General features: G+C 70.7%; 20 protein-coding genes and 1 pseudogene. 9 read left to right on the top strand and 12 right to left on the bottom strand.

The features are described 5' to 3' along the window. Positions 1 to 198 precede the first annotated feature (198 nt). From ACWFRU_RS27605 to bldG, 3 genes are all read right to left on the bottom strand, one after another. Complete coding sequence (locus ACWFRU_RS27605) at positions 199 to 2,607, bottom strand: sodium-translocating pyrophosphatase (protein WP_453690836.1); 2,409 nt, start codon at positions 2,605 to 2,607, stop codon at positions 199 to 201. A 329-nt stretch (positions 2,608 to 2,936) separates the two neighbouring features. Further along, positions 2,937 to 3,374: an ATP-binding protein gene (locus tag ACWFRU_RS27610; protein WP_453690837.1), complete on the bottom strand. Its 438-nt coding sequence runs from the start codon at positions 3,372 to 3,374 to the stop codon at positions 2,937 to 2,939. A gap of 114 nt (positions 3,375 to 3,488) precedes the next feature. Beyond that, positions 3,489 to 3,830: an anti-sigma factor antagonist BldG gene (bldG, locus tag ACWFRU_RS27615; RefSeq protein ID WP_003975386.1), complete on the bottom strand. Its 342-nt coding sequence runs from the start codon at positions 3,828 to 3,830 to the stop codon at positions 3,489 to 3,491. An 80-nt stretch (positions 3,831 to 3,910) separates the two neighbouring features. On the opposite strand from bldG, the gene ACWFRU_RS27620 reads away from it, so the two are divergent. Continuing rightward, a complete protein-coding gene (locus ACWFRU_RS27620) occupies positions 3,911 to 6,370 on the top strand; it encodes a DEAD/DEAH box helicase (protein WP_453690838.1) in 2,460 nt (819 codons plus the stop codon). Positions 6,371 to 6,649: 279 nt separating this feature from the next. Here the strand turns inward: ACWFRU_RS27620 and ACWFRU_RS27625 are convergent. From ACWFRU_RS27625 to ssd, 7 genes and pseudogenes are all read right to left on the bottom strand, one after another. Then, positions 6,650 to 6,865: pseudogene (locus ACWFRU_RS27625) on the bottom strand (Rv3654c family TadE-like protein); the annotation flags it as partial. Between the two features lie 74 nt (positions 6,866 to 6,939). Next, complete coding sequence (locus tag ACWFRU_RS27630; protein ID WP_453690839.1) at positions 6,940 to 7,332, bottom strand: TadE family type IV pilus minor pilin; 393 nt, start codon at positions 7,330 to 7,332, stop codon at positions 6,940 to 6,942. Continuing rightward, positions 7,319 to 7,522 (bottom strand): DUF4244 domain-containing protein, encoded by a 204-nt coding sequence (locus tag ACWFRU_RS27635; RefSeq protein WP_453690840.1) that lies wholly within the window; start codon positions 7,520 to 7,522, stop codon positions 7,319 to 7,321. The genes ACWFRU_RS27630 and ACWFRU_RS27635 overlap by 14 nt, the downstream gene beginning before the upstream one ends. An 85-nt stretch (positions 7,523 to 7,607) precedes the next feature. Then, positions 7,608 to 8,405 (bottom strand): type II secretion system F family protein, encoded by a 798-nt coding sequence (locus tag ACWFRU_RS27640; RefSeq protein ID WP_453690841.1) that lies wholly within the window; start codon positions 8,403 to 8,405, stop codon positions 7,608 to 7,610. Then, positions 8,402 to 9,247, bottom strand: coding sequence for a type II secretion system F family protein (locus ACWFRU_RS27645; RefSeq protein WP_453690842.1), 846 nt, complete (start codon positions 9,245 to 9,247; stop codon positions 8,402 to 8,404). The genes ACWFRU_RS27640 and ACWFRU_RS27645 overlap by 4 nt, the downstream gene beginning before the upstream one ends. Further along, positions 9,244 to 10,419: a TadA family conjugal transfer-associated ATPase gene (locus ACWFRU_RS27650; RefSeq protein WP_453690843.1), complete on the bottom strand. Its 1,176-nt coding sequence runs from the start codon at positions 10,417 to 10,419 to the stop codon at positions 9,244 to 9,246. The genes ACWFRU_RS27645 and ACWFRU_RS27650 overlap by 4 nt, the downstream gene beginning before the upstream one ends. Beyond that, on the bottom strand, positions 10,416 to 11,552 hold the full coding sequence (gene ssd / locus ACWFRU_RS27655; RefSeq protein ID WP_453690844.1) for a septum site-determining protein Ssd: 1,137 nt from the start codon (positions 11,550 to 11,552) through the stop codon (positions 10,416 to 10,418). Before ssd ends, ACWFRU_RS27650 begins: the two co-directional genes overlap by 4 nt. A 520-nt stretch (positions 11,553 to 12,072) precedes the next feature. Here ssd and ACWFRU_RS27660 point away from each other — a divergent pair. Continuing rightward, positions 12,073 to 12,912 (top strand): HAD family hydrolase, encoded by an 840-nt coding sequence (locus ACWFRU_RS27660; RefSeq protein WP_453690845.1) that lies wholly within the window; start codon positions 12,073 to 12,075, stop codon positions 12,910 to 12,912. A 376-nt stretch (positions 12,913 to 13,288) separates the two neighbouring features. Here ACWFRU_RS27660 and ACWFRU_RS27665 read toward each other — a convergent pair whose 3' ends face one another. Continuing rightward, positions 13,289 to 14,104 carry an oxidoreductase gene (locus ACWFRU_RS27665; protein ID WP_453690846.1) on the bottom strand — a complete coding sequence of 272 codons (816 nt, stop codon included), beginning with the start codon at positions 14,102 to 14,104 and terminating at the stop codon, positions 13,289 to 13,291. A gap of 101 nt (positions 14,105 to 14,205) precedes the next feature. Here ACWFRU_RS27665 and ACWFRU_RS27670 point away from each other — a divergent pair, with 101 nt between their 5' ends. Further along, positions 14,206 to 15,186, top strand: coding sequence for an ATP-binding protein (locus tag ACWFRU_RS27670; protein ID WP_453690847.1), 981 nt, complete (start codon positions 14,206 to 14,208; stop codon positions 15,184 to 15,186). A gap of 28 nt (positions 15,187 to 15,214) precedes the next feature. Here the strand turns inward: ACWFRU_RS27670 and ACWFRU_RS27675 are convergent, their stop codons facing one another. After that, positions 15,215 to 16,495, bottom strand: coding sequence for a hypothetical protein (locus ACWFRU_RS27675; protein ID WP_453690848.1), 1,281 nt, complete (start codon positions 16,493 to 16,495; stop codon positions 15,215 to 15,217). Positions 16,496 to 16,893: 398 nt separating this feature from the next. Between ACWFRU_RS27675 and ACWFRU_RS27680 the strand changes: the two genes are divergently transcribed. The 6 genes from ACWFRU_RS27680 (at position 16,894) to ACWFRU_RS27705 (ending at position 24,798) form a co-directional block, all read left to right on the top strand. Next, positions 16,894 to 19,257: a bifunctional SulP family inorganic anion transporter/carbonic anhydrase gene (locus ACWFRU_RS27680; RefSeq protein ID WP_453690849.1), complete on the top strand. Its 2,364-nt coding sequence runs from the start codon at positions 16,894 to 16,896 to the stop codon at positions 19,255 to 19,257. A gap of 49 nt (positions 19,258 to 19,306) precedes the next feature. Next, positions 19,307 to 21,310 (top strand): acetate--CoA ligase, encoded by a 2,004-nt coding sequence (gene acs, locus ACWFRU_RS27685; RefSeq protein ID WP_453690850.1) that lies wholly within the window; start codon positions 19,307 to 19,309, stop codon positions 21,308 to 21,310. Positions 21,311 to 21,517: 207 nt separating this feature from the next. Next, positions 21,518 to 22,921 (top strand): Na+/H+ antiporter NhaA, encoded by a 1,404-nt coding sequence (gene nhaA, locus ACWFRU_RS27690; protein ID WP_453690851.1) that lies wholly within the window; start codon positions 21,518 to 21,520, stop codon positions 22,919 to 22,921. A 98-nt stretch (positions 22,922 to 23,019) separates the two neighbouring features. Further along, a complete protein-coding gene (locus ACWFRU_RS27695; protein WP_451215197.1) occupies positions 23,020 to 23,526 on the top strand; it encodes a phage holin family protein in 507 nt (168 codons plus the stop codon). Next, complete coding sequence (locus tag ACWFRU_RS27700) at positions 23,523 to 24,470, top strand: alpha/beta fold hydrolase (RefSeq protein ID WP_363210536.1); 948 nt, start codon at positions 23,523 to 23,525, stop codon at positions 24,468 to 24,470. Before ACWFRU_RS27695 ends, ACWFRU_RS27700 begins: the two co-directional genes overlap by 4 nt. A 139-nt stretch (positions 24,471 to 24,609) precedes the next feature. Further along, positions 24,610 to 24,798 carry a hypothetical protein gene (locus ACWFRU_RS27705; protein WP_451215195.1) on the top strand — a complete coding sequence of 63 codons (189 nt, stop codon included), beginning with the start codon at positions 24,610 to 24,612 and terminating at the stop codon, positions 24,796 to 24,798. Positions 24,799 to 24,861 lie beyond the last annotated feature (63 nt).

The raw sequence follows: 24,861 nt of genomic DNA on the forward strand, positions 1-24,861 counted from the left end.
GCTCTCGGCCCCGGAACTTACACGCCAACCGGGTTACAACCGCATGCCGGGGGTCCGGTACCACCCCTATTGAAGCCATTTGCACCAAGGGGAGAGCGCATGAGAAGGCTCACCAGGCAGCGCACGGCACACACGAAAGGCGGACGCCGCGTCAAGACGCGCCGCCCGCCCCTGTGTTGGGCAGAGTCTGACCCGGCGTTACGAGACCACGGCCGGATCAGGCGAGCTTTTTACCGGCTCCGCACCACCCTCCTCCTCGTCGCCCACGGCGATGCCCCGCCTCTTGGAGACGTACACCGCGCCGATGATGACGAGGATCGAGAGCACCGCGATCAGTGCCCGCATCCCCGCGCTCGCGTCGTCCCCGTAGCTGAACTGGACGACCGCGGGCGCGATGAGCAGCGCCACCAGGTTCATCACCTTCAGGAGCGGGTTGATCGCGGGCCCCGCGGTGTCCTTGAACGGGTCACCGACGGTGTCACCGATCACCACCGCGGCATGGGCCTCACTGCCCTTGCCGCCGTGGTGGCCGTCCTCGACGAGCTTCTTCGCGTTGTCCCAGGCACCACCGGAGTTGGCGAGGAAGACCGCCATCAGCGTGCCGGTGCCGATCGCGCCCGCCAGGAACGAGCCGAGCGCGCCGACGCCGAGCGAGAAGCCGACCGCGATCGGCGTGAGCACGGCGAGCAGACCTGGCGTGGCCAGCTCGCGCAGCGCGTCCTTGGTGCAGATGTCGACGACGCGCCCGTACTCCGGTTCCTCGGAGTAGTCCATGATCCCGGGGCGCTCGCGGAACTGCCGCCGCACCTCGTAGACCACCGCTCCGGCCGACCTCGACACCGCGTTGATCGCGAGCCCCGAGAAGAGGAAGACGACCGCGGCGCCCAGGATCAGGCCGACCAGATTGTTGGGCTGCGAGATGTCCATGACCAGGTTCATCGGGGCGCCGTCGCCCATTTTCTCGCCGACGTCCTTGGCCGCGCTCGCGATGGCGTCGCGATACGAGCCGAAGAGCGCCGCGGCCGCGAGGACGGCCGTGGCGATGGCGATGCCCTTGGTGATGGCCTTGGTGGTGTTGCCGACGGCGTCCAGGTCGGTGAGGACCTGCGCGCCGGCGCCTTCGACGTCACCGGACATCTCGGCGATGCCCTGCGCGTTGTCGGAGACCGGACCGAAGGTGTCCATGGCGACGATCACGCCGACCGTGGTGAGCAGGCCGGTTCCGGCGAGCGCCACCGCGAACAGGGCGAGCATGATCGACGTGCCGCCGAGCAGGAACGCCCCGTAGACGCCGAGCCCGATCAGGAGCGCGGTGTAGACGGCCGATTCGAGCCCGATCGAGATACCGGCCAGGACGACGGTGGCCGGTCCGGTGAGGGACGTCTTGCCGATGTCCTTCACCGGACGCCTGCTGGTCTCCGTGAAGTAGCCGGTGAGCTGCTGGATCAGCGCGGCCATGACGATGCCGATCGCGACGGCGACGACCGCGAGGACCCGCGGATCGCCGTCGTGACCGGCGATCGCCGTGTCCGTGACACCGTTCAGGTCGGAGTACGAGCCCGGCAGGTAGACGTAGACCGCCGCGGCCACGAGCGCCAGCGAGATGAACGCGGAGATGAAGAACCCGCGGTTGATGGCGGTCATGCCGCTGCGGTCGGAGCGCCTGGGCGCCACCGCGAAGATCCCGATCATCGCCGTCACGACGCCGATCGCCGGAACGATCAGCGGGAAGGCGAGTCCGGAGTCGCCGAAGGCGACCTTGCCGAGGATCAGCGCGGCGACCAGGGTCACGGCGTACGACTCGAAGAGGTCGGCGGCCATGCCCGCGCAGTCGCCGACGTTGTCGCCCACGTTGTCGGCGATGGTCGCGGCGTTCCTCGGGTCGTCCTCCGGAATGCCCTGCTCGACCTTGCCGACCAGGTCGGCGCCGACGTCGGCGGCCTTGGTGAAGATGCCGCCGCCGACACGCATGAACATCGCGATCAGCGCCGCCCCGAGGCCGAAGCCTTCCAGGACCTTCGGCGCGTCGGCCGCGTAGACGAGCACCACACAGGAGGCGCCCAGAAGACCGAGCCCCACCGTGAACATGCCGACAACGCCGCCCGTGCGGAAAGCGATCTTCATGGCCTTGTGTGAAACGGCGGTGAGATCCTTTTCGGGTTCTCCTTCCGCCGGAGTGGCCTCTCGGGCGGCTGCCGCCACACGAACATTGCTGCGTACGGCGAGCCACATGCCGATATAGCCGGTGGTCGCCGAGAACGCCGCACCGATCAAGAAGAAGATCGATCGGCCGGCACGCTGATTCCAGTCGTCTGCGGGCAGCAGCATGAGCAGGAAGAACACCACGACGGCGAAAACACCGAGAGTGCGCAACTGCCTGCCTAGGTAGGCATTGGCGCCCTCCTGGATCGCCTTCGCGATCTTCTTCATGCTGTCGGTGCCCTCGTCGGCCGCGAGTACCTGGCGTACGAGCACCCAGGCGACCACGAGAGCCGCCACCGCGACGGCCGCGATGACCATCACGATGAGGCGGTTGTCGTCGGTCAGTACTGCGGCTGCGAAGGTTGAGGGATGGTCAAACTGATGAGGGGTAGAAAGCCCCGCCATTCGTCCTCCTTGACGCTTGGGCTGAGCTCAAGATGTGGACGGATTGTAGGGAGCTGAACCTGATCAAAACAGAGCGCCGCAAACGGAATTGGCGCGAGATTGCTTCCCAGCAAATGATCGCGACCACAGATTGGCCCCGAAAGCGGTAATGCCCCAAAAGCGTTGACGGCGACCGCCAGTCCCGAGGCAATTGACCGGGGCAATGATCCAAAAAGAAAAAGGCCCTGCTCCCGAACGGGGAGCAAGACCTTGATGTGGCGAGGTGGAGCCGAAAGCCGCCGGACCGGGGCCCGGCTCAGGAACCGGCGCGTGGACGGCTCAGGATTGGCTCAGACGAGCGGCACCGGGGCCGTCGGCCACGTCATCCGGATGAGGCCGCCGCCCTCGCCGGCGGTGACCTCCACGTCGTCCACGAGCCCGCTGATGACGGCGAGACCCATCTCGTCCTCACCCTCGGCCTCCGGATCGTCGGCCGCACCGGACCCCGAGCCGGATGTCCCGTCGCCGGGAGTCGCGTGGGGGGCCTCGTCGCCGACCTCGATGGAGAACTGCTTCTCGTCCTCGATCAGGGCCACCCGCACCGGCGCCGAGACGCCGCTGCTCTGGTGCAGCCCGACGGCGCGCGTGCAGGCCTCACCGACAGCGAGCCTGACCTCGTCGAGGACGGCCTCGTCCACTCCGGCCCTGCGCGCGACCGCCGCCGCCACGAGCCGAGCGGTTCTGACGTGCTCGGGCAGCGCGCTGAAGCGGAGTTCAACGGTGGCCATGCATTCCCCCTCGGACATACGCGCGTGCTGTCAGGGGGCCGGGCCGAGGGCCCGGTCCCCTGCTGTACTGCCACCCCCGGGCCGCGCAAGCAGGCGACCCGGGACATCCGGCTCTCAGTCGGTGGCCGCGACCGCTTCCTCGACCGAGGTGTGAATGGGGAACACCTTGGTCAGGCCGGTGATGCGGAAGATCTTCAAAATGCGTTCCTGGTTGCAGACCAGGCGCAGCGAGCCCTCATGGGCACGCACCCGCTTCAGGCCGCCGACCAGTACGCCGAGTCCGGTGGAGTCGAGGAAGTCCACGCCCTCCATGTCGACGACCAGGTGGAAACTGCCGTCGTTCACCAACTCGACCAACTGTTCGCGCAACTTGGGCGCGGTATAAACATCGATTTCGCCACCGACCTCGACGACCGTACGATCGCCGACGGTACGGGTCGACAGGGACAGGTCCACGGATCCTCCAGCACCTTGCTATCGAGCGGTCATCCCTCGGGACACCTCGGCAGAGCCCCCAGGACGGATCGCCAGCCGCGATGGCATTCAATCACTTACAGGCAGGCGTGCACGACGCCTTGGGACCATTGTCCATCCCGCCAGTGACACACTCGGTGCCGATGGCCAACTTTTCTCCGCCCGGAGGACCCGCCACGGGCGCCCCGGTACGCACGTCTCCACGGACGGTCCTGGACCGGCTCACCGCGGGGCCGAGCCGTGCTTCGCGCGTCACTCATACGGAGCACTTGCCCCCGCGCGAGGCCCGGTATGCAGTCTGGCCTGATCGCATTCGCTCCGAGGTCGTCGCCGCGGTGCAGTCTGCCGGGATCGAGCACCCCTGGGCCCACCAGGCACTCGCCGCCGAGCACGCCCTGGACGGCGAGTCGGTCGTCGTCGCCACCGGAACCGCCTCGGGCAAGTCGCTGGCGTATCTCACTCCCGTGCTCTCGGCGCTCCTGGACGGCTCCGAGGCCCCCAACGGGCGTGGCGCGACCGCGCTGTACCTGGCCCCCACGAAGGCCCTGGCCGCCGACCAGCGCCGCGCCGTACGCGCGCTCGCGGAACCCCTCGGCAACGCGATCCGCCCCGCCGTGTACGACGGCGACACCCCCGTCGAAGAACGCGAATGGGTACGTCAGTACGCCAACTACGTCCTGACCAACCCCGACATGCTGCACCGCGGGATACTCCCGTCCCACCCCCGCTGGTCCTCCTTCCTGCGCGCCCTGCGCTATGTCGTCATCGACGAGTGCCACACCTACCGCGGCGTCTTCGGCTCCCACGTCGCCCAGGTCCTGCGCCGCCTGCGCCGCCTCTGCGCCCGCTACGGCTCCGACCCCGTCTTCCTCCTCGCCTCCGCCACCTCCGCCGAGCCGGCCATCGCCGCGGAACGCCTCACCGGACTTCCCGTGAAGGAGGTCGCCGACGACGCCTCGCCCCGCGGCGACCTCGTCTTCGCCCTCTGGGAACCGCCGCTCACCGAACTGCCCGGCGAGAAGGGCGCGCCGGTCCGCCGCACCGCCACCGCCGAGACGGCGGACCTGCTGACCGATCTGACCGTCCAGGGCGTCCGCTCGGTCGCCTTCGTACGCTCCCGGCGCGGCGCCGAGCTGATCTCGGTGATCGCCCAGGAACGCCTCTCCGAGGTCGACCGCTCCCTGGCCCGCCGCGTGGCCGCCTACCGGGGCGGATATCTCCCCGAGGAACGCCGCGCCCTGGAGCGAGCCCTGCACTCCGGGGAACTTCTCGGCCTCGCGGCCACCACCGCCCTCGAACTCGGCGTGGACGTCTCCGGTCTCGACGCCGTGATCATCTCCGGCTATCCGGGCACCCGCGCCTCGCTCTGGCAGCAGGCGGGCCGTGCCGGACGCTCCGGGCAGGGCGCGCTGGCCGTCCTCGTCGCCCGCGACGACCCGCTGGACACGTATCTCGTCCACCATCCCGAGGCGCTCTTCCAGCAGCCGGTGGAGTCGACCGTCCTCGACCCCGACAACCCGTACGTCCTCGCGCCCCACCTCTGCGCCGCCGCAGCGGAGCTTCCGCTCACGGACGACGACCTGGCCCTCTTCGGCCCGGCCACCGAGGACCTGCTCCCGCAGCTCGAGGCCGCGAAGCTGCTGCGCCGCCGTACGAAGGCCTGGCACTGGACCCGCAGGGAGCGGGCCGCCGACCTCACCGACATCCGCGGCGAGGGCGGGAGGCCCGTCCAGATCGTCGAGGAGGGCACGGGCCGGCTCCTCGGCACCGTCGACGCGTCCGCCGCGCACACCGCCGTCCACGAGGGCGCGGTCCACCTTCATCAGGGCCGTACGTATCTCGTGCGCCGTCTGGACCTGGAGGACTCGGTCGCCTTGGTCGAGGAGGCCGGTCCGCCGTACTCCACGACCGCCCGCGACACCACGGCCATCTCCATCCTGGAGACGGACACCGAGATCCCCTGGGGTCCGGGCCGCCTCTGCTACGGCTCCGTGGAAGTAACCAACCAGGTCGTCTCCTTCCTGCGCCGCAAGCTGATCACCGGCGAGGTCCTCGGTGAGACCAAGCTGGACCTGCCGCCCCGCACGCTGCGCACCCGGGCGGTCTGGTGGACGGTCACCGAGGACCAGCTGGACGCCGCCCGGGTCAATCCGGAGATCCTCGGCGGCGCCCTGCACGCCGCCGAGCACGCCTCCATCGGCATGCTGCCGCTCTTCGCGACCTGTGACCGGTGGGACATCGGCGGCGTCTCCGTGCCGCTCCATCCGGACACGCTCCTGCCGACCGTCTTCGTGTACGACGGCCACCCCGGCGGCGCGGGCTTCGCCGAGCGGGCCTTCCACACGGCCCGGGAATGGCTGACGGCCACCCGTCAGGCCATCGCCTCCTGCGAGTGCGAGGCCGGCTGCCCCTCCTGCATCCAGTCCCCGAAGTGCGGCAACGGCAACGACCCCCTGCACAAGCGTGGCGCGATCCGTCTCCTCACCACCCTCCTCAAGGACGCGCCCTCGCCCGAAGGGTGAGAGGGCGCGAGCCGTCCGCCTCGGGTCTCGCTCCTGGCCTACGCGTCGAGGTGTGGGTCCCGCCCTCGCCTCAGGCTTCCGCCCAGCAAGCCCCACAAGGGCGTCTGGCCGCCCTCCGGCGCCGCGTGACGCCCGCACCTCCGGCCGCCACCCGGTGGGCGCCACAGCCCCTGCTACCGGCCTTGGCTCTGCCTCCGGCTCCGGAGTGACCGGTCCCGCCGGGCCCGCCCGGGATCTGACCTCCGTCACGAACGGGCCGAAGCCCGCTGCGGCCGTGACATCCGAGATCTCGCCGTGCACCGCGCACCGCACGAGGCTCGCCCCCTGGGCCTCGGCCACCCGACCGGCGGTGGCACACGCCCCCGTACGCCCCTCCATCCAGTGGTCGGCGGCCGCCAGTGCCGCCAAGTCGGCCGCGCCGCCCGCTCGATGGCGGGCCACGATCACCTGCCCCATCGCGAGGACCGCGCCACAGATCACGCACAGCACGGCCATCACGACGACGACCCACACGGTGGCGGCCCCCCGGTCCGAGGCCTTCCCGGCAGCCCGCCACCCGGCCCGCCCTCTCACGCGCCCACCCCCACCGTCTCCTCCGCCAACGCCACCGCCTCCGACCGCAGGCGCAGCCCGAGTCCCAGCACCCCGGGCCCCGGCGAGTCCGCCACGACCTCCACCCGCACCAGGTCGCCGTCACGCCGCACGGCCACCGCCGCGCCCCGCGGCGCCGTCTGCCGGGCCGCGGCCACGGCCGCGCTCTCGGGGTCCTGCCGAGCCATCACCCGCGCCCCTGCCCGCGCCGCGTCCACGCACTGGATCTGCGCGGACGCGGTCAGCAACGCCCAGACCAGCGCCATCGTGAACAGCACGAGCGTGGGCAGTACCACGGCCGCCTCGGCCGTCACGAAGCCCTGGTCACCGCCGCGGCCCCGCCGGCCCTGCGCCCGTTCAGAACTGGACATCGAGCGCCTTCTCCACGACCGCCTGCAACGCCGCCCTGACCTGCCCGCTCGTCACCACCTTGTAGAGCAGTCCGGCGAACCCCACCGCCGCGATGAGCCCCATCGCGTACTCCGAGGTGACCATCCCCGCGTCCCCTCGCACCCCGCGCGACCGGACCTTCGTCGCCCGCGCACACAGCTGTCCCCACATCACAACCCCCGTGTAATTTCCGTACGTTCTGTCATCGCGTTCCGTCATCGCGTTCTGTCATCGCGACTTCGATCGGTCGAGCCGCTCAGACGCCGCTCAACAACCCACCCGCCAGGCCGATCAGCACCGGCAGCACCCCCACCGCGATGAACGCGGGCAGGAAGCACAGCCCCACCGGCGCCGTCATCAGCACGCCGGCCCTGCGCGCAGCCGCCGTCGCCGCACGGCTCCGATCCGCCCTGCAGTCCGCGGCGAGACGCGCCACCCGCTCGGCCGCCGGAGCCCCGGAGTCCCCCGCCCGCTCCAGCAGGCGGGCCAGCGCCGCCGTGCCCGGTATCGCGGCCAACTCCCGCCAGGAATCGGCGGGTTCACCACCGAGCCGTACCTCCGCCGCGCCCTGCGCCAGCCGTTCACCGACCGGCCCCTTCAGCGCGTCACCCACAGCCTGAGCGGCCACGACAGGCCCCGCCCCGGCGGCGACGCAGGCCGCCAACAGGTCCGCGGCAAGCGGCAGGTGACGAGCGGCCTCCGCCGCATCGAGTTCGGCGACGCGCGCCCCTCGCCCCCGCCACCAGCGCCACACCCCATACCCGGCACCCGCCCCCACCAGAAGCCTTACGACACCGCCCACCAGCACCCACCCGGCACTCACCGCCCCGGCCACCGCCAGCCACCCCCGCACCGCGCCCCGCCACCGGAACCAATGCCTCCGCCGATCCCGATCCCGAGCCCCCGGCAGCCGCTCCACCACGCCGAGCACGACTCCCGTACGCGCCCGAACCTCCCGCTCTCGCCGCGCGGCCAGCGCAGCCGACATCAGCCACAGCACCGCCGCCACACTCCACAGACCCACCCCGAGCCCGTGGACACCAGCAAGGCTCATCGCTCCTCCGCCCCTCGTACGATCCGCAGCGCCCACCACACGCCGGCCCCTTCCAACGCCCCGCCCACCGCCAGGCACCCGACCCCCGCCCCGGTGTGCAGCAGCACCCGCAGAGGCTCCGCGCCCAACGCGCTCCCCATCAGCAGCCCGAGGACCGGCAGCCCCGCGAGCATCACCGCGGTCGACCGAGCCCCTGCCAACTGAGCCCGAAGGTCCGCGCGTTGGTCCCGCTCCACCCGGAGCGCTCCCTCCAACCGCTCGAGCCCCGCCGCCAGCCCGGCGCCACGGTCCACGGCCACCCGCCAGCACGCCGCGAGCCCCACAAGCCCCCGCGCCCCTGGCTCCCGCGCCGCATCCTCCAGCGCTGCCGGCACGTCACCGCCGAACCGCGCCGCCGCAAGGACCCCGGCCCGCGCCTCACCGAGCCCGGCGCCGGCCTGGGCCGCCACGGTCCGCAATGCCTCCCCCGGCTGCCGCCCGGCCCGCACCTCGCCCGCGAGCGACCCGCACAGCGCGATCACTTCAGTGGCCCGGCGCTCCTCGTCGAGCCGTGCGTCCCCGCCACGCCGTACGCGCCGTACCAGCGGCACTCCGGCCGCCCCTAGGGCCAGCGGAAGCACGGACTCCCCGAGGAGCGCGACCACGGCCCCGCCCACCAGCACCCACCATTCGTGTCCCACCCGGCCGCCGACGCGGGCCATGGCCCGCCGCCATGCCGAAGGCCCCGCCGAGACCTCACCCCCGAGCACCGCCCGCGTACGCCGCCACTCGCGGTCCCGTCCGATCCACAGCCAGGCCGAGCCTCCCGCGCACACGACCGCCGCCAAGCCCATCGCGCTCATGGCGCCTCACTCCGATCACCGCTCACCAGCAGCGACTTCAGTCGCTCCCAGCCCCGCTCCCGGACGAACTCCTTCTCGCCCCACCGCAGCGCCGGCACCGTCACCACGAGGCCGGAGGGATCTCGTTCCAGGACATGCACCTCGGCGATCCGCCGGCGGCCTGCCCGGTCCCGTACGAGATGGAGGACCACGGAGAGCGCGGCCGCCAACTGGCTGTGCAGCGCCGCCCGGTCGAGCCCCGCCGCCGTGCCCAGTGCCTCCAGCCGGGCGGGCACGTCCCCGGCGGCATTGGCGTGGACCGTGCCGCTGCCGCCCTCATGTCCGGTGTTCAGGGCGGCCAGCAGATGGACCACCTCCGCGCCCCGCACCTCGCCCACGACGAGCCGGTCGGGGCGCATCCGCAGCGCCTGCCGCACCAGGTCGTCGAGGCCCACCTGACCGGCCCCCTCCTGGTTCGCGGGCCTGGATTCCAGGCGCACGACGTGCGGGTGATCGGGGCGCAGCTCCGCCGAATCCTCGGCGAGCACGATCCGCTCGCCCGGCCCGACGAGACCGAGAAGGGCGCTCAGGAGCGTCGTCTTGCCCGACCCCGTCCCGCCGCTGATCACGTACGAGAGCCGGGCGTCGATCAGAGCTCGTAGTACCCGGTCCCCGCCCGGCGGCACCGTCCCCGCCGCGGTCAGTTCCGCGAGGGTGAAGGCCCGGGGGCGTACGACACGCAAGGAGAGGCACGTCGAACCCACGGCGACCGGGGGCAGCACCGCGTGGAGGCGGGTGCCGTCGGGGAGCCGTGCGTCCACCCAGGGCCTGGCGTCGTCGAGGCGTCGCCCCGCCACGGCGGCGAGCCGCTGTGCGAGCCGCCGCACGGCCGCCGCGTCCTGGAAGGACACCCCGGTCAGTTCCAGTCCGCCGCCGCGGTCCACCCACACCCGGTCGGGCGCGGACACCAGCACATCGGTCACCGAGTCGTCCGCGATCAGTGCCTCCAGCGGCCCTGCGCCCACCAGCTCGGATCGAAGCCGCTCGGCCGTCCCGAGGATTTCCGCGTCGCCGAGCACCCGTCCCTGGGCCCGCAGCGCCTCGGCGACGCGGGCCGGGGTCGGCTCCGTGCCGTTCTCCGCGAGCCACTGGCGCACTCCGTCCAGCATCCGGGCCCCGACGACGGCGCTCATGAGCCGCTCCCGGTGGCGTCCACCGGGACCCGGTCCCAGAAGGCGGTGCAGAACCGGGCCAGCGGGCCTCGCGCGACGCCTCCGGGCGGCATGCCCCCGGCCTGCGCGGCCAGCAGGTCCGCTTCCCTCGGTACCTCGCCGACGAGCGGCAGTCCGAGCAGCCGCGCGACCTCTTCCGCGTCGAATTCCCCGGGGCCGTCCTGCGCACCGAATCCGCGACCGGCGCCGCCCCTGCCGACCACCACCCGCAGGTCCTGGAGCACCATGCCCACCGCGGAGGCGACCCGCCTGGCGCCCGCGACCGCGCGCAGTTCCGCGGGCACCACCAGGAGCCCCAGATCCACCTGGGCCAGCGCCTCGGCCACCCCTTCGTCCACGCGGCGCGGCAGGTCCACGACCACCACCCCGCCCCGCCTGCGGGCCGCGGCGACCACCGCCCGCATGGCTTCGGGCGCGATGACCACCGCGTCACCCCGATCCCAGCTCAGGACCCGCAGGGAGTGCAGCTCGGGCAACGACTCCTCGAGCGCGCCCCCGCCGACCCGGCCCCTGGACTGCGCGAAGGCGGGCCAGCGGAGTCCGTCGGCGGTCTCGCCGCCCAGCAGTACGTCGAGTCCGCCGCCGAGCGGGTCGGCGTCCACGAGCATCGTGCGCCGCCCCGCGCGGGCCGCCGTGACGGCGAGGGCGCACGCCAGCGTCGAGGCTCCGGCGCCGCCGCTCCCGCCGATCACGCCCACCGTGAGCGCGGGCCGCCCCACTCCCTCGGCGACATCGGCGATGCGGTCCACCAGCCAGCGCTCGCCGTCGGGCAGGACCAGCACATGGTCGGCACCGATCTCCACCGCGCGCTGCCAGACCCCGGAGTCGTCCTGGTCCCGGCCGACCAGCACCACCCCGCGCCTGCGCACGGCGCCCCGCACCCGGTCCACCGCGTCGTCCCCGACGAGGATGAGCGGCGCCGCGTCCCAGCCGCCTCTGCGCTCCGGCACGCCGTGCCGCACCTCGGGCCGCGCCCCGGCCGCGGCGCACAGCCGCAGCAGGTCGTCCAGCAGGTCCACGTCTTCCGTGACGATCAGCGGTCCGCCCTGCCGTCCGTCGGACGGCGACCCGTCACGTGTCATCACTCCGGCCACGATCTCCAGCCCCCTCTCACTGCAAGCCCGTTGAATGCCGCGTTCCACATCAGCGATGAGTCGGCCAAAGCAATCCGGCCATGAACTTCGCGTGCAGAAGCGGCGGAATCAGCGTGCAGCGGTCCTGGATAACGTGTGGATCTTGGTCAATAACTGTGGACAAGGCGAGGGCTGTGAATATCCCCTTCACCCATACCGGTGACATCTCGAAGGTTTCCACAGAGCAGCCCGACAACTACACACCGTGACGGATCTTGGGCAGGCGAAAGATCGCCCAGAACGGCCGTCAGGCGGTGTCAGGCGATCAGTTGAGGGTCGAAAGAGGCCCGGAAAACCCATCCGGACATGCGACGACCCCCGCCGGGGGGGAGAGCGGGGGTCGTCCCCACGGTCCGACTCGGGGGGGGAGGAGCCAGACCGGGTTAGCACGGTCGCGAACGATCCGTGACTTCCATGGTGTACCCGAGAGCCTTCTCAGGCAAACCCACGCGCCTCACCTTACGCCGAATGGTGGGCGCCTATGCTCGGCCTCGTGGAAAACCACTCGTTGCCTCGCACAGCCGCCTTCTTTGACCTGGACAAGACGGTCATTGCGAAGTCGAGCACACTCACCTTCAGCAAGTCGTTCTACCAAGGCGGCCTGATCAACCGCAGGGCGGTTCTGCGCACCGCATATGCACAGTTCGTCTTCCTCGCCGGCGGAGCCGACCACGACCAGATGGAGCGGATGCGCGAGTATCTCTCCGCTCTGTGCCGTGGATGGAACGTGCAGCAGGTCAAGGAAATCGTCGCCGAGACGCTGCACGACCTGATCGACCCGATCATCTACGACGAGGCCGCATCCCTCATCGAGGAGCACCACACCGCAGGCCGGGACGTCGTCATCGTCTCCACGTCGGGCGCCGAGGTCGTCGAGCCGATCGGCGAACTGCTCGGCGCGGACCGCGTGGTGGCGACCCGGATGGTGGTCGGCGACGACGGCTGCTTCACCGGCGAGGTGGAGTACTACGCCTATGGCCCCACCAAGGCGGCCGCGATCAAGGAACTCGCGCAATCCGAGGGATATGACCTCGCCCGCTGCCATGCCTACAGCGACTCCGCGACCGATGTCCCCATGCTCGAATCCGTGGGGCATCCACACGCGGTCAACCCCGATCGGGCCCTTCGCCGTGAGGCTCTCGCGCGCGGGTGGCCGATTCTCGACTTCCACCGCCCGGTCCGGCTCAAGGAGCGTCGCCAGACACCCTCCCGGCCCGCACTCGTCGCGGTGGCGGCCGTGGGCGCCGCCGCGGCCACGGCGGGTCTTGTGTGGTTCGTGAGTCGTCGCCGGACCTCGCGCGCCCGATTCACCCTTGTTTGAACCTAAAAGTAAAGAAGTAGTGCCAGTACTTCCGCTTGTCCCAGGACAGGAGTACAAAGGAGTCAACGGCCCGCGAGACCAAGGACATCCGAGAGGATTACCTTTAAACGCAACCAAGGCCCCACGGACCGAAGCATGAACACCGAGCACCCACGCGACGTCGACCCGTCGATTACGGGCCAGCCGCACCAGGTGACGGGCCAAGTTCCCGACCTGATGGGCAACCTTCGAGGACGCTTGGTAACCCGGTGAACATGCCAGCGGCGGTACGAGAAGTTTCGTACCGCCGCATCTTTGTGCAAGCCGACCTCTGTGCGAGCCGACCTCTGTGTAAGCCAACCTCTGTGCAGGTCGCCGCAGCCCCGCGCGCAGTCTTCTACGCGGCGCCGCGCTGCATCGCCTCGCAGACCGCCGTCGACTCCCTGACCCCCAGTTCGACCGCACGCCCGCAGTGGGCGATCCAGGCCGCCATCCCCTCCGGCGTCCCGGACGCGTAGCCGTCGAGCGCCCCCACGTAGGCCGCGCGCCCCTGTTCCGCGTGCCCCGCCTCCGCCGGGCAGACGGACTTCGGGTCGAGGCCGCTGCCCACCAGGACGATGCGCTCGGCCGCCCGCGCGACCAGGCCGTTGTGCGAGCCGAAGGGCCGCAGGCTGAGCAGTTCGCCGTGCACCACGGCCGCCGTCACGAGGGCCGGCGCGGAGCCGCCCGCGATGATCAACTGCGAAAGACCCTCCAGGCGGCCCGCCACCTCGTCGGAGTCCGGCACCGCCAGCTCGACCAGCGGCTCGTCGACCGGCTCGCCCGCCAGGCGCGGCCGTCCCGCCGCCTCGTCGTTCTCGGCGGCGGCCACCAGGTGGAGGCGCGCGAGGACCCGGAGCGGCGACTGCCGCCAGATAGACAGGAGTTGACCGGCTTCCGCGGTCAGCCGCAGCGCCGCGCCGATTGTGCGGGCCTCGCCGTCGCCGCCGAAGTCGCTGCGGCGGCGTACTTCTTCGAGCGCCCAGTCGGCGCCGGAGAGCGCCGCCGAGCCGCGTGCGCCGCGCAGCGCCGCCTCGGAAGTGACCTCATTGCTGCGGCGCCGCATGATCCGGTGCCCGTAGACCCGGTCCACGGCCTTGCGCACGGAGTCCACGGAGTCGGCCACGCCAGGCAGTGCGCCCAGGGCCGCGAGCGGATCGGCTGTCGTACTCATGAGTACGACCCTACGCACCTCGGACGCCCGCCCCACGAAGGAGTGGTCTTCTTCACGCCGCATCGATACGTCACGTGATCATACGGCTACCCTTGGTGAACATGAAGATCGCTTTCGTAGGGAAGGGCGGCAGCGGCAAGACCACGCTGTCCTCGCTGTTCATCCGCCACCTCGCCGCCACCGGAGCACCGGTCCTCGCGGTGGACGCCGACATCAACCAGCACCTGGGCCCCGCACTCGGACTCGACGAGGCCGACGCCGCCGCCCTGCCCGCCATGGGCGCGCGCCTCGCCCTGATCAAGGACTACCTGCGGGGCTCCAACCCGCGGATCGCCTCCGCCGACACGATGATCAAGACGACACCGCCCGGCGAGGGCTCGCGCATCCTGCGGGTGCGCGAGGACAACCCCGTGTACGACGCGTGTGCGCGGCCGGTGGAACTCGACGACACGGCCGTGCGTTTGATGGTCACCGGGCCGTTCACCGAAGCCGACCTCGGTGTCGCCTGCTACCACTCCAAGACGGGGGCGGTGGAGCTGCTCCTGAACCACCTGGTCGACGGACGCGACGAGTACGCGGTCGTGGACATGACCGCGGGTTCGGACTCCTTCGCCTCCGGCATGTTCACCCGCTTCGACATGACGTTCCTGGTGGCCGAGCCGACCCGGAAGGGGGTCTCCGTCTATCGCCAGTACAAGGAATACGCACGGGACTTCGGCGTCGACCTCAAGGTCGTCGGCAACAAGGTGCAGGGCCAGGACGACGTCGACTTCCTGCGCGAGCAGGTCGGCGACGACCTCCTGGTGACGGTCGGGCACTCGGACTGGGTGCGCGCCATGGAGAAGGGCCGCCCGCCCCGGTTCGAGTTCCTGGAGGACGACAACCGCCGCTCCCTGCAGGCCCTGCAGAGCGCCGTCGACACCTCGTACGACCGCAGGGACTGGGACCGCTACACCCGTCAGATGGTCCACTTCCACCTGAAGAACGCGCAGAGCTGGGGCAACGAACGGACGGGTGCCGACCTGGCTGCCCAGGTCGACCCCGACTTCGTCCTGCGTGAGCGGACCGTCGCCACGGCCTGAGCCAGGCCAGGGGCGCTGCGGCGAAGGGCTACGGCTTGGCTGCCGGAGCGCCCGGTACGCCCTTCGGGGCCGGTGCCGGCCTGGCGGAGAGAAAGGACTTCCAGCCCTCCTTGGGCGCCTTGCCGACCGGGAGCTTGGTGAGGCGCTGGACGGTCTGCGGGTCCTGGGCGTCGAGCCAGTCGGCGAGTTGCCGGAAGGAGACACAGCGCACGTCGGGCTTGGTGCAGACCGACTCGATCGTCTCCTCGATGGCGCGCATGTATGTGCCGCCGTTCCAGGACTCGAAGTGGTTGCCGATGATCAGCGGGGCGCGGTTGCCCTTGTAGGCGCGCTCGAAGCCCTGGAGCAGCCCGTCACGCATCTGGTCGCCCCAGTACTCGTGCTTGCTGGGGTCGCCCTGTGACGTCGTGCCCGACTGGTTCACCATGAAGTTGTAGTCCATGGTCAGCGTCTCGAACTTGCGGCCGGGGACGGGGACCAGCTGCATCGACAGGTCCCAGAGGCCTTCCTTCTTCTTGGGCCAGACCTGGTTGTTGACGCCGCTGGTGTCGTAGCGGAAGCCCAGGTCGCGGGCGGCCCGCATGAAGTTCTTCTGGCCTTCGAGGCAGGGCGTGCGGGCTCCGATGAGCTCCTTGTCGTAGTCGAAGGGCAGCGGCTGCGCCTTCTTCATGCCCGTGTTCGTCTTCCAGGCCTTCACGAACGACTTGGCCTGCTCGATCTCGCTCTTCCAGTCGTCGACCGACCATTCGCCCACGCCGCGGCCGGCGCCGCAGAAGTGGCCGTTGAAGTGGGTGCCGACCTCGTTGCCCTCGAGCCAGGCGCCGCGGAGCTGCTCCACGGTGTCCTTGATTCCCTTGCGGTCGTTGAAGCCGATGTCCGAGGCGCCGGACTGGTGTTGCGGCGGGTCGTAGAGCTTCCGCTTCGCCTCGGGGAGCATGTACACGCCGCTGAGGAAGTACGTCATCGTGGCGTCGTTGCGCTTGGCCACCTTGCGGAAGTGCGAGAAGAGCTTCTGGCTGTCCTCGCCGGCGCCGTCCCAGGAGAAGACCACGAACTGGGGCGGCTTCTGGCCGGGTCTCAGCCGTGCGGGCTCGGGCAGGTGCGGCTGGCGGCCGGTGAAGGCGGTGGAACCGTCGCCGATCATGCGGACCGCGCTCTTGGGGGCGGGGGCGGGAGGTGCCTTCTTGGCGCCCGGGGCGCCTGACTTGGAGCCGGTGTCGCCGCTGGAGCAACCGGCCAGTACCGCGACGCATGCCACGAGGGCGGTGGTGCCCGCGGCGATCCGCTGGATCCTCTGGGTGGCGGCCATCTTCCGCCCACCTTCTTCCTTCGAGTCGGCTTCGAATGGGGCACGGCTGCAGGGGACTGCAGGGAGCCCACGGGGGCACTTCAGGGGTCACCACCGGGAAGCGATTGGTCCGTAATTGCCCGGGAATGAACCACAGCGCCGCCAACGTCGCACGGGGTCATGAGCCCCGTGGTGCGACAAGCCGACAAAATGCTTTATTCACCCTTCGGAGTGATCTAGTGCCCCATTTGCCCCGCTTGTCTATCCATAGCCTTTACTCTCCATTACGATTCGTTTACCGAGAGTTGAGATATCCCGCCGCTGCAACGCCGTGACCCACGGCCGCGACCCCGCCCACCGGAGACCTCCGGAGGGCCCCCTGTTCCGCGACCGCGCTGCCCCGGAGGAGACGGGAAACCATGTCTGCCTGCGTCCCCACCCACGCCACCGACTCGGCCCACGACTCACGCGACCACGAGCCCCACGCGCCGCCGCCCGGCAAGATCCGCAAGGGTCGTAAGTTCCGCATCGCCGGCGCCGACGTATCCGCGTCGATCGCCGTCTTCTTGATCGCCCTACCGCTGTCCCTCGGCATCGCGCTCGCCACCGGCGCGCCGCTCCAGGCGGGCCTCGTCGCCGCCGCCGTAGGCGGCCTGGTCGCCGGCTGGGTCGGCGGAGCGCCGCTGCAGGTCAGCGGGCCCGCCGCAGGGCTCACGGTCGTCACCGCCGACCTCATCCACCAGTACGGCTGGCGGACCACCTGCGCCATCACCGTGCTCGCCGGGCTCTGCCAACTCGCCCTCGGCTGCCTGCACGTGGCCCGTACGGCGCTCGCCGTCAGTCCGGCCGTCGTGCACGGCATGCTGGCCGGCATCGGGGTCACCATCGCCGTCGCCCAGCTGCACATCGTGCTCGGCGGCACCCCGCAGAGTTCCGTGCTCGACAACCTCCGTGGTCTGCCCGCCCAGTTGGCCGACGTACATCCGGCGGCGCTGTCGATCAGCCTGCTGACCCTGGCGTTGCTGCTGCTCTGGCCGCGGATCCCCGGGCGCACGGGCAAGGCCCTGCGTGTCGTGCCGGCTCCCCTGGTGTCCGTCGCCGCCGCCACGGCCGTCGCCGTGGTCGCCGGGCTGAGCGTGGCCAAGGTCGATCTGCCGTCGTGGCGCAGTCACGCGCTGGTCGGCCTGCCGGAGGGGCCCGCCCTCGGGCTCGTCGCCGCCGTCCTCACGGTCACGCTGGTCTGCAGCGTGCAGTCACTGCTCGGCGCCGTCGCCGTGGACAAGCTGGTCTCCGCGCGGCGCGACCCGCAAGCCGGCGGCATCCGCTCCGACCTCAACCGCGAACTGCTCGGCCAGGGCGCCGCCAACGCCGTGTCCGGAGCGCTCGGCGGGCTCCCCGTCGCCGGGGTCGCGGTGCGCAGCGTGGCCAATGTGCGGGCGGGGGCGGTCAGCCGGAACTCCACGATGCTGCACGGCGTTTGGGTAGTAGTGGCCGCCCTGCTCCTGGTCCCCCTCCTGGAGCTGATCCCGCTCGCCGCGCTCGCCGCCCTGGTGATGGCGGTCGGCATCCAGATGGTGAGCCTGAACCACATCCGCACCATCACCCGCCACCGCGAGATCCTCGTGTACACGACCACGACGCTCGGCGTGGTCCTCCTCGGGGTGCTCGAAGGCGTGACCATCGGTGTCGCCGTGGCCGTGGCCGTCGCGCTGCACCGCCTCGCCCGCACCCGGATCACGCACACCGATGAGGACGGTGTCCACCACGTGCGCGTGCGCGGACAGTTGACCTTCCTCGCCGTGCCGCGCCTCAGCAGGGCGCTGCATCTTGTGCCGCACGGCGCTTCGGCCGTCGTCGAGCTGGACGGATCATTCATGGACCACGCGGCGTACGAAGCCTTGCAGTGCTGGCAGGACGCGCACACCGCGCAGGGTGGCGCCGTCGAGGTGACCGGGCGTGCCGGGACGCGGATCGCCGAGCCCGCCAGTTCGTCGCACTCCTGCTGCCGGCCCTGGACGGCCTGGCGCAACCACCACTGCGACCGCCCCCAGGAAGCGCCGCAAGGGGAGACACGTCCCAGCGGGCATCAACTGGCAAGCGGCATCAGCGCGTTCCAGCGCAACACTGCGCCGCACGTGCGGGGGGAGCTGGCCCGGCTCGCCCGCGAGGGGCAGCAGCCCTCGCAGCTCTTCTTGACCTGCGCCGACTCCCGGCTCGTGACCTCGATGATCACGTCGAGCGGTCCCGGCGACCTCTTCGTCGTGCGCAACGTCGGCAATCTGGTGCCCCTGCCGGGCGCCGAGAGCGGCGACGACTCGGTGGCCGCGGCGATCGAGTACGCGGTGGACGTGCTGCGGGTGCGGTCCATCACCGTGTGCGGGCACTCCGGGTGCGGGGCGATGCAGGCGCTGCTCACCACTCCGCCCGGGGGCGCCCAGACGCCCCTGAAGCGGTGGCTGCGGCACGGGATGCCGAGCCTCGAGCGCATGGCGGCCCACGAGAAGGAGGGCTGGGCGCGGCTCGCCGGGCGGGCGCCGGCCGACGCCGTCGAGCAGCTCTGCCTGACCAATGTGGTCCAGCAGTTGGCACATCTGCGTGGCCACGAGTCGGTGGCGCGGCGCATGGCCGAGGGCTCCCTCGAACTGCATGGCATGTACTTCCATGTCGGCGAGGCGCAGGCCTATCTGCTGACCGACAGCCCGGACGACGTATTCGACCAGGTGACGCCGTCACCGCACCAGGGAGAACCCCGCGAGGAGCCGCCGAGCCGAGTAAAGGTCTAAACCAATTTTCGGCAAGCTCTTGTCACCAGGGGTTCGGGTCTGATGAGCTGTGGCTTTGGACACAACGGACACCCTGGGAATGGGAGATGTCGTGAGCAACGAAAGCCTGGCCAACCTTCTTAAAGAAGAGCGAAGGTTCGCGCCGCCGGCCGACCTGGCGGCCAACGCCAACGTCACCGCGGAGGCGTACGAACAGGCCAAGGCTGACCGGCTCGGCTTCTGGGCCGAGCAGGCCCGCCGGCTGACCTGGGCCACCGAGCCGACCGAGACGCTCGACTGGACGAACCCGCCGTTCGCGAAGTGGTTCGCCGACGGCAAGCTCAACGTCGCGTACAACTGCGTGGACCGTCACGTCGAGGCGGGCAACGGCGACCGTGTGGCGATCCACTTCGAGGGTGAGCCCGGCGACAGCCGGGCCATCACCTACGCCGAGCTCAAGGACGAGGTCAGCCGGGCGGCCAACGCGCTGACCGAGCTGGGTGTCCGGCAAGGTGACCGTGTCGCCGTCTACCTGCCGATGATCCCCGAGGCCGTCATCTCGATGCTGGCCTGTGCCCGCATCGGCGCCGCGCACTCCGTGGTCTTCGGCGGGTTCTCCGCCGACGCCATCGCCAAGCGCGTGGCGGACGCCGACGCCAAGGTCGTCATCACCTCCGACGGCGGCTACCGCAGGGGCAAGCCCGCCGCCCTCAAGCCCGCCGTCGACGACGCCGTGTCGCGCGACGACAGCTCCGTCGAACACGTCCTGGTCGTGCGCCGCACCGGGCAGGACGTGGCGTGGACCGAGGGCCGCGACGTGTGGTGGCACGAGCTGACCGAGCGCCAGTCGGCCGAGCACACCCCCGAGGCCTTCGACGCCGAGAACCCGCTCTTCATCCTCTACACCTCGGGGACGACGGGTAAGCCCAAGGGCATCCTGCACACCTCCGGTGGCTATCTGACGCAGGCCGCGTACACCCACCACGCCGTCTTCGACCTCAAGCCGGAGAGCGACGTCTACTGGTGCACGGCCGACATCGGCTGGGTCACCGGGCACTCGTACATCACGTACGGCCCGCTGGCGAACGGCGCGACGCAGGTCATGTACGAGGGCACGCCCGACACCCCGCACCAGGGGCGCTTCTGGGAGATCGTCCAGAAGTACGGCGTCACGATCCTCTACACGGCGCCGACGGCGATTCGTACGTTCATGAAGTGGGGCGACGACATCCCCGCGAAGTTCGACCTGTCCAGCCTGCGGGTCCTCGGGTCGGTCGGTGAGCCGATCAACCCCGAGGCCTGGATGTGGTACCGCAAGAACATCGGCGCCGACTCGTGCCCCATCGTGGACACCTGGTGGCAGACCGAGACCGGCGCGATGATGATCTCGCCGCTGCCGGGCGTCACCGGGACCAAGCCGGGCAGCGCCCAGCGCGCCCTGCCCGGGATCTCGGCGACCGTCGTCGACGACGAGGCGCGCGAGGTGCCGGACGGCGGGGGCGGCTACCTCGTCCTGACCGAGCCGTGGCCCTCGATGCTGCGGACCATCTGGGGCGACGACCAGCGCTTCATCGACACCTACTGGTCGCGCTTCGAGGGCAAGTACTTCGCCGGTGACGGCGCCAAGAAGGACGACGACGGCGACATCTGGCTCCTGGGCCGCGTGGACGACGTGATGCTCGTGTCCGGGCACAACATCTCCACCACCGAGGTCGAATCCGCCCTCGTCTCCCACCCCTCGGTCGCCGAGGCGGCCGTCGTGGGCGCGGCCGACGAGACCACCGGACAGGCCATCGTCGCCTTCGTGATCCTGCGCGGCACGGCCGACGCCGACGACGAGGGCCTCGTAGCGGACCTGCGCAACCACGTCGGCGCCACGCTGGGGCCGATCGCCAAGCCCAAGCGCATCCTCCCAGTGGCCGAACTGCCCAAGACGCGCTCCGGGAAGATCATGCGACGCCTGCTCCGCGACGTCGCCGAGAACCGCGAGCTGGGCGACGTCACCACCCTCACGGACTCCTCCGTGATGGACCTGATCCAGACCAAGCTGCCGGCCGCGCCGAGCGAGGACTAGCCAGACCGCGGAACCGAGCCGAAGAGGGGCGCCCGGCAGCACGCCGGGCGCCCCTCTTGCGCATAAAGTGACGATCGCCGGATAGGTCCGGTCGCATGTTGGGTACGCTGAGGCTCGCGTCAACATCGCGACAAGAAGAACCTAGGTGCGCCGGGAAGTCTGGTCGGCAAGTGATTCGTCCTGCCCACCGACCGGAGGTCGACCCCCGTGGCCGCGCCCAGCAACGCACCCCGCAACAACCGCAAGGTCCTCGGACGGCTCTCGCTGCCCGAGCGGAACTTCGTCGCGAACGCGCTGCGTGCCGAGACCGTCGGTGGCGTCCTCCTCCTCGTGGCCGCCGTCACCGCGCTGATCTGGGCGAACACCGCCGGCGGGTCGTACGAGACCGTGAGCGGCTTCCACATCGGGCCCGCCTCTCTCGGCCTCGACCTCTCCATCGCGCACTGGGCGGCCGACGGACTGCTCGCCGTCTTCTTCTTCGTCGCCGGAATCGAACTCAAGCGTGAGCTCGTCGCGGGCGACCTGCGCGACCCGAAGGCCGCCGCGCTGCCCGTCATCGCCGCGCTCTGCGGCATGGCCGCACCGGCTCTCGTGTACGTCCTGGTCAACACCGTCGGCGGCGGCTCCATGGACGGCTGGGCGGTGCCGACCGCCACCGACATCGCCTTCGCGCTCGCCGTCCTCGCGGTCATCGGCACCTCGCTGCCGTCCGCGCTGCGCGCCTTCCTGCTCACGCTCGCCGTCGTCGACGACCTCTTCGCGATCCTGATCATCGCGGTGTTCTTCACCAGCGAGCTCAACTTCGCGGCGCTCGGCGGCGCGGTCATCGGCCTCGCCGTCTTCTGGCTGCTGCTCCGCAAGGGCGTACGCGGCTGGTACGTCTACGTTCCGCTGGCCCTGGTCATCTGGGGCCTGATGTACAACAGCGGCATCCACGCCACGATCGCCGGTGTCGCGATGGGCCTGATGCTGCGCTGCACCCGGCGCGAGGGCGAGGAGCACTCGCCCGGCGAGCACATCGAGCACCTGGTGCGCCCCCTCTCCGCGGGACTCGCCGTACCGCTGTTCGCGCTGTTCAGCGCCGGTGTGGCGGTGTCGGGCGGCGCGCTCGGGGACGTATTCAGCAAGCCGGAGACGCTCGGTGTCGTCCTCGGTCTCGTGGTCGGCAAGACGGTCGGCATCTTCGGCGGCACCTGGCTCGCGGCCCGCTTCACCAAGGCCGAACTCAACGACGACCTCGCCTGGGCCGACGTGTTCGCGGTCGCCTCGCTGGCCGGCATCGGCTTCACCGTCTCGCTCCTGATCGGCGAACTCGCCTTCACCGAGGACCCGCTGCTCACCGGCGAGATCAAGGCAGCCGTCCTGATGGGGTCTCTCATCGCGGCCGTGCTCTCGGGGATCCTGCTCAAGGTGCGCAATGCCCGCTACCGCGCGCTGTACGAGCACGAGGAGCGCGACGAGGACCTCGACGGCATCCCGGACGTGTACGAACAGGGCAAGCCGGAGTACCACCTGCGGATGGCCGCGATCTATGAGAAGAAGGCGGCCGAACACCGCAGGCTTGCCGAAGTGTCGGCCGGGGCACGCGCCGAAGACGACGGTCCGGCATGATCTGAGCAGACTTGACTGCGCAGACTGAGCTGAGCGGTCGTACCGGAACAGACGTATGTGAGCAGGCTTACGCAGGCTTACGGAGAAGGGGAGAAGCGATGAGCGCACCCGACGGGCCCGTCGGCACCGAACGCAGCCTCGGCCAGCTGGTCTCCACGGCGACGAGCGAGATGTCGGCGCTGGTGCACGACGAGATCGCGCTGGCCAAGGCCCAGCTGCGGCAGGACGTCAAGCGGGGTGCGGTCGGCGGCGGCGCGTTCGCCGCCGCGGGGGCGGTGCTGCTCTTCTCGCTCCCGATGCTGAGCTTCGCCCTGGCCTACGGCATCCGTACCTGGAGCGGCTGGAACATGGCCATCTGCTTCGTGCTGTCCTTCGCGGCGAACGTGCTGGTCGCGGGCGTGCTCGCCCTGATCGGCGTCGTCTTCGCCAAGAAGGCCAAGAAGGGCAAGGGGCCGCAGAAGGCCGCCGCTTCGGCCAAGCAGACGGCTGCCGTACTGCAGAACGTGAAGCCGCACCCGCGTTCGGTGGGCCCCGCGCCCGCCGTGGGCGCCACCCTCGACCGTGGCAGTGAGAAGCCTGCGGCTGTGGCACGCTCGTCTTCATGACGGACCCCGCCACGCCCGCCCCCCATCCGGCCCAACCGGCGTCACTCGTACGCATCGAAGGACCGTGGACCCATCGGGACGTCGCCGCCAACGGCGCCCGCTTCCACATCGCCGAGATGGGTGACGGGCCGCTCGTGCTGCTGCTGCACGGCTTCCCGCAGTTCTGGTGGACCTGGCGGCACCAGATGGTGGCGCTCGCCGACGCGGGCTTCCGGGCGGTCGCGATGGACCTGCGGGGCGTGGGCGGCAGCGACCGTACGCCGCGGGGTTACGACCCCGCGAACCTCGCGCTCGACATCACGGGCGTCGTGCGGTCGCTCGGGGAGCCGGACGCCGCGCTCGTCGGGCACGACCTGGGCGGCTACCTCGCGTGGACGGCGGCCGTGATGCGGCCCAAGCTGGTGCGCCGCCTCGCCGTCTCCTCGATGCCGCACCCGCGGCGCTGGCGCTCGGCGATGCTGTCGGACCGCAAGCAGACCGCCGCCGCCTCGTACGTGTGGGGTTTCCAGCGGCCGTGGGTGCCGGAGCGTCAACTCGTCGCCGACGACGCCGCTCTGGTGGGGCGTCTGGTGCGGGACTGGTCGGGGCCGCGGCTGCCGGACGACGAGTCGGTGGAGACGTACCGCCGTGCCATGACGATCCCGTCGACGGCACACTGCTCCGTCGAGCCGTACCGCTGGATGGTGCGGTCGATGGCCCGTCCCGACGGCATCCAGTTCAACCGGCGCATGAAGCGCCCCGTGCGGGTTCCCACGCTGCATCTGCACGGCTCGCTGGACCCCGTGATGCGCACGCGCAGCGCGGCCGGCTCGGGTGAGTACGTCGAAGCGCCCTACCGGTGGCGGCTGTTCGACGGTCTGGGGCACTTCCCGCAGGAGGAGGACCCCGTCGCCTTCTCCACCGAGCTGGTCAACTGGCTGAAGGACCCCGAGCCGGACCGGTAGGCCGTACGGACCCGTGTGCGGGGGTCGAATCCAAGCCAGGGGAACACCTGTTCTTCGAACGGCCAATTGCCTCCCGCATAGGCCAATTGGGGCCCGTGGGCGCGATTACCGACCTTGGGGCACGGGCACACGTCGGGGTATGGGCTGGACGCACGACTACAGTGACGCAGCACGCAACCGCCGCTCAGCCATCGCGCTGAACAGCCGTGAGAGGGGCGGTCCCCATGATCCGGGCCATGAAGGCCCCGCTCAAGGCATCGGCATCCCCCGCATCCTGCGCCGCAGGGCCCGCTGGGTCTCGGCGCGGCTGAGGCATACGCGCGACTGAGGCATACGCGCCGCCAGGGCATCACGCGGCCAGGGCGTACGCGCGACTCATCCGGACCGATCC

It is taken from the genome of Streptomyces sp. NPDC055099 (assembly GCF_053607685.1).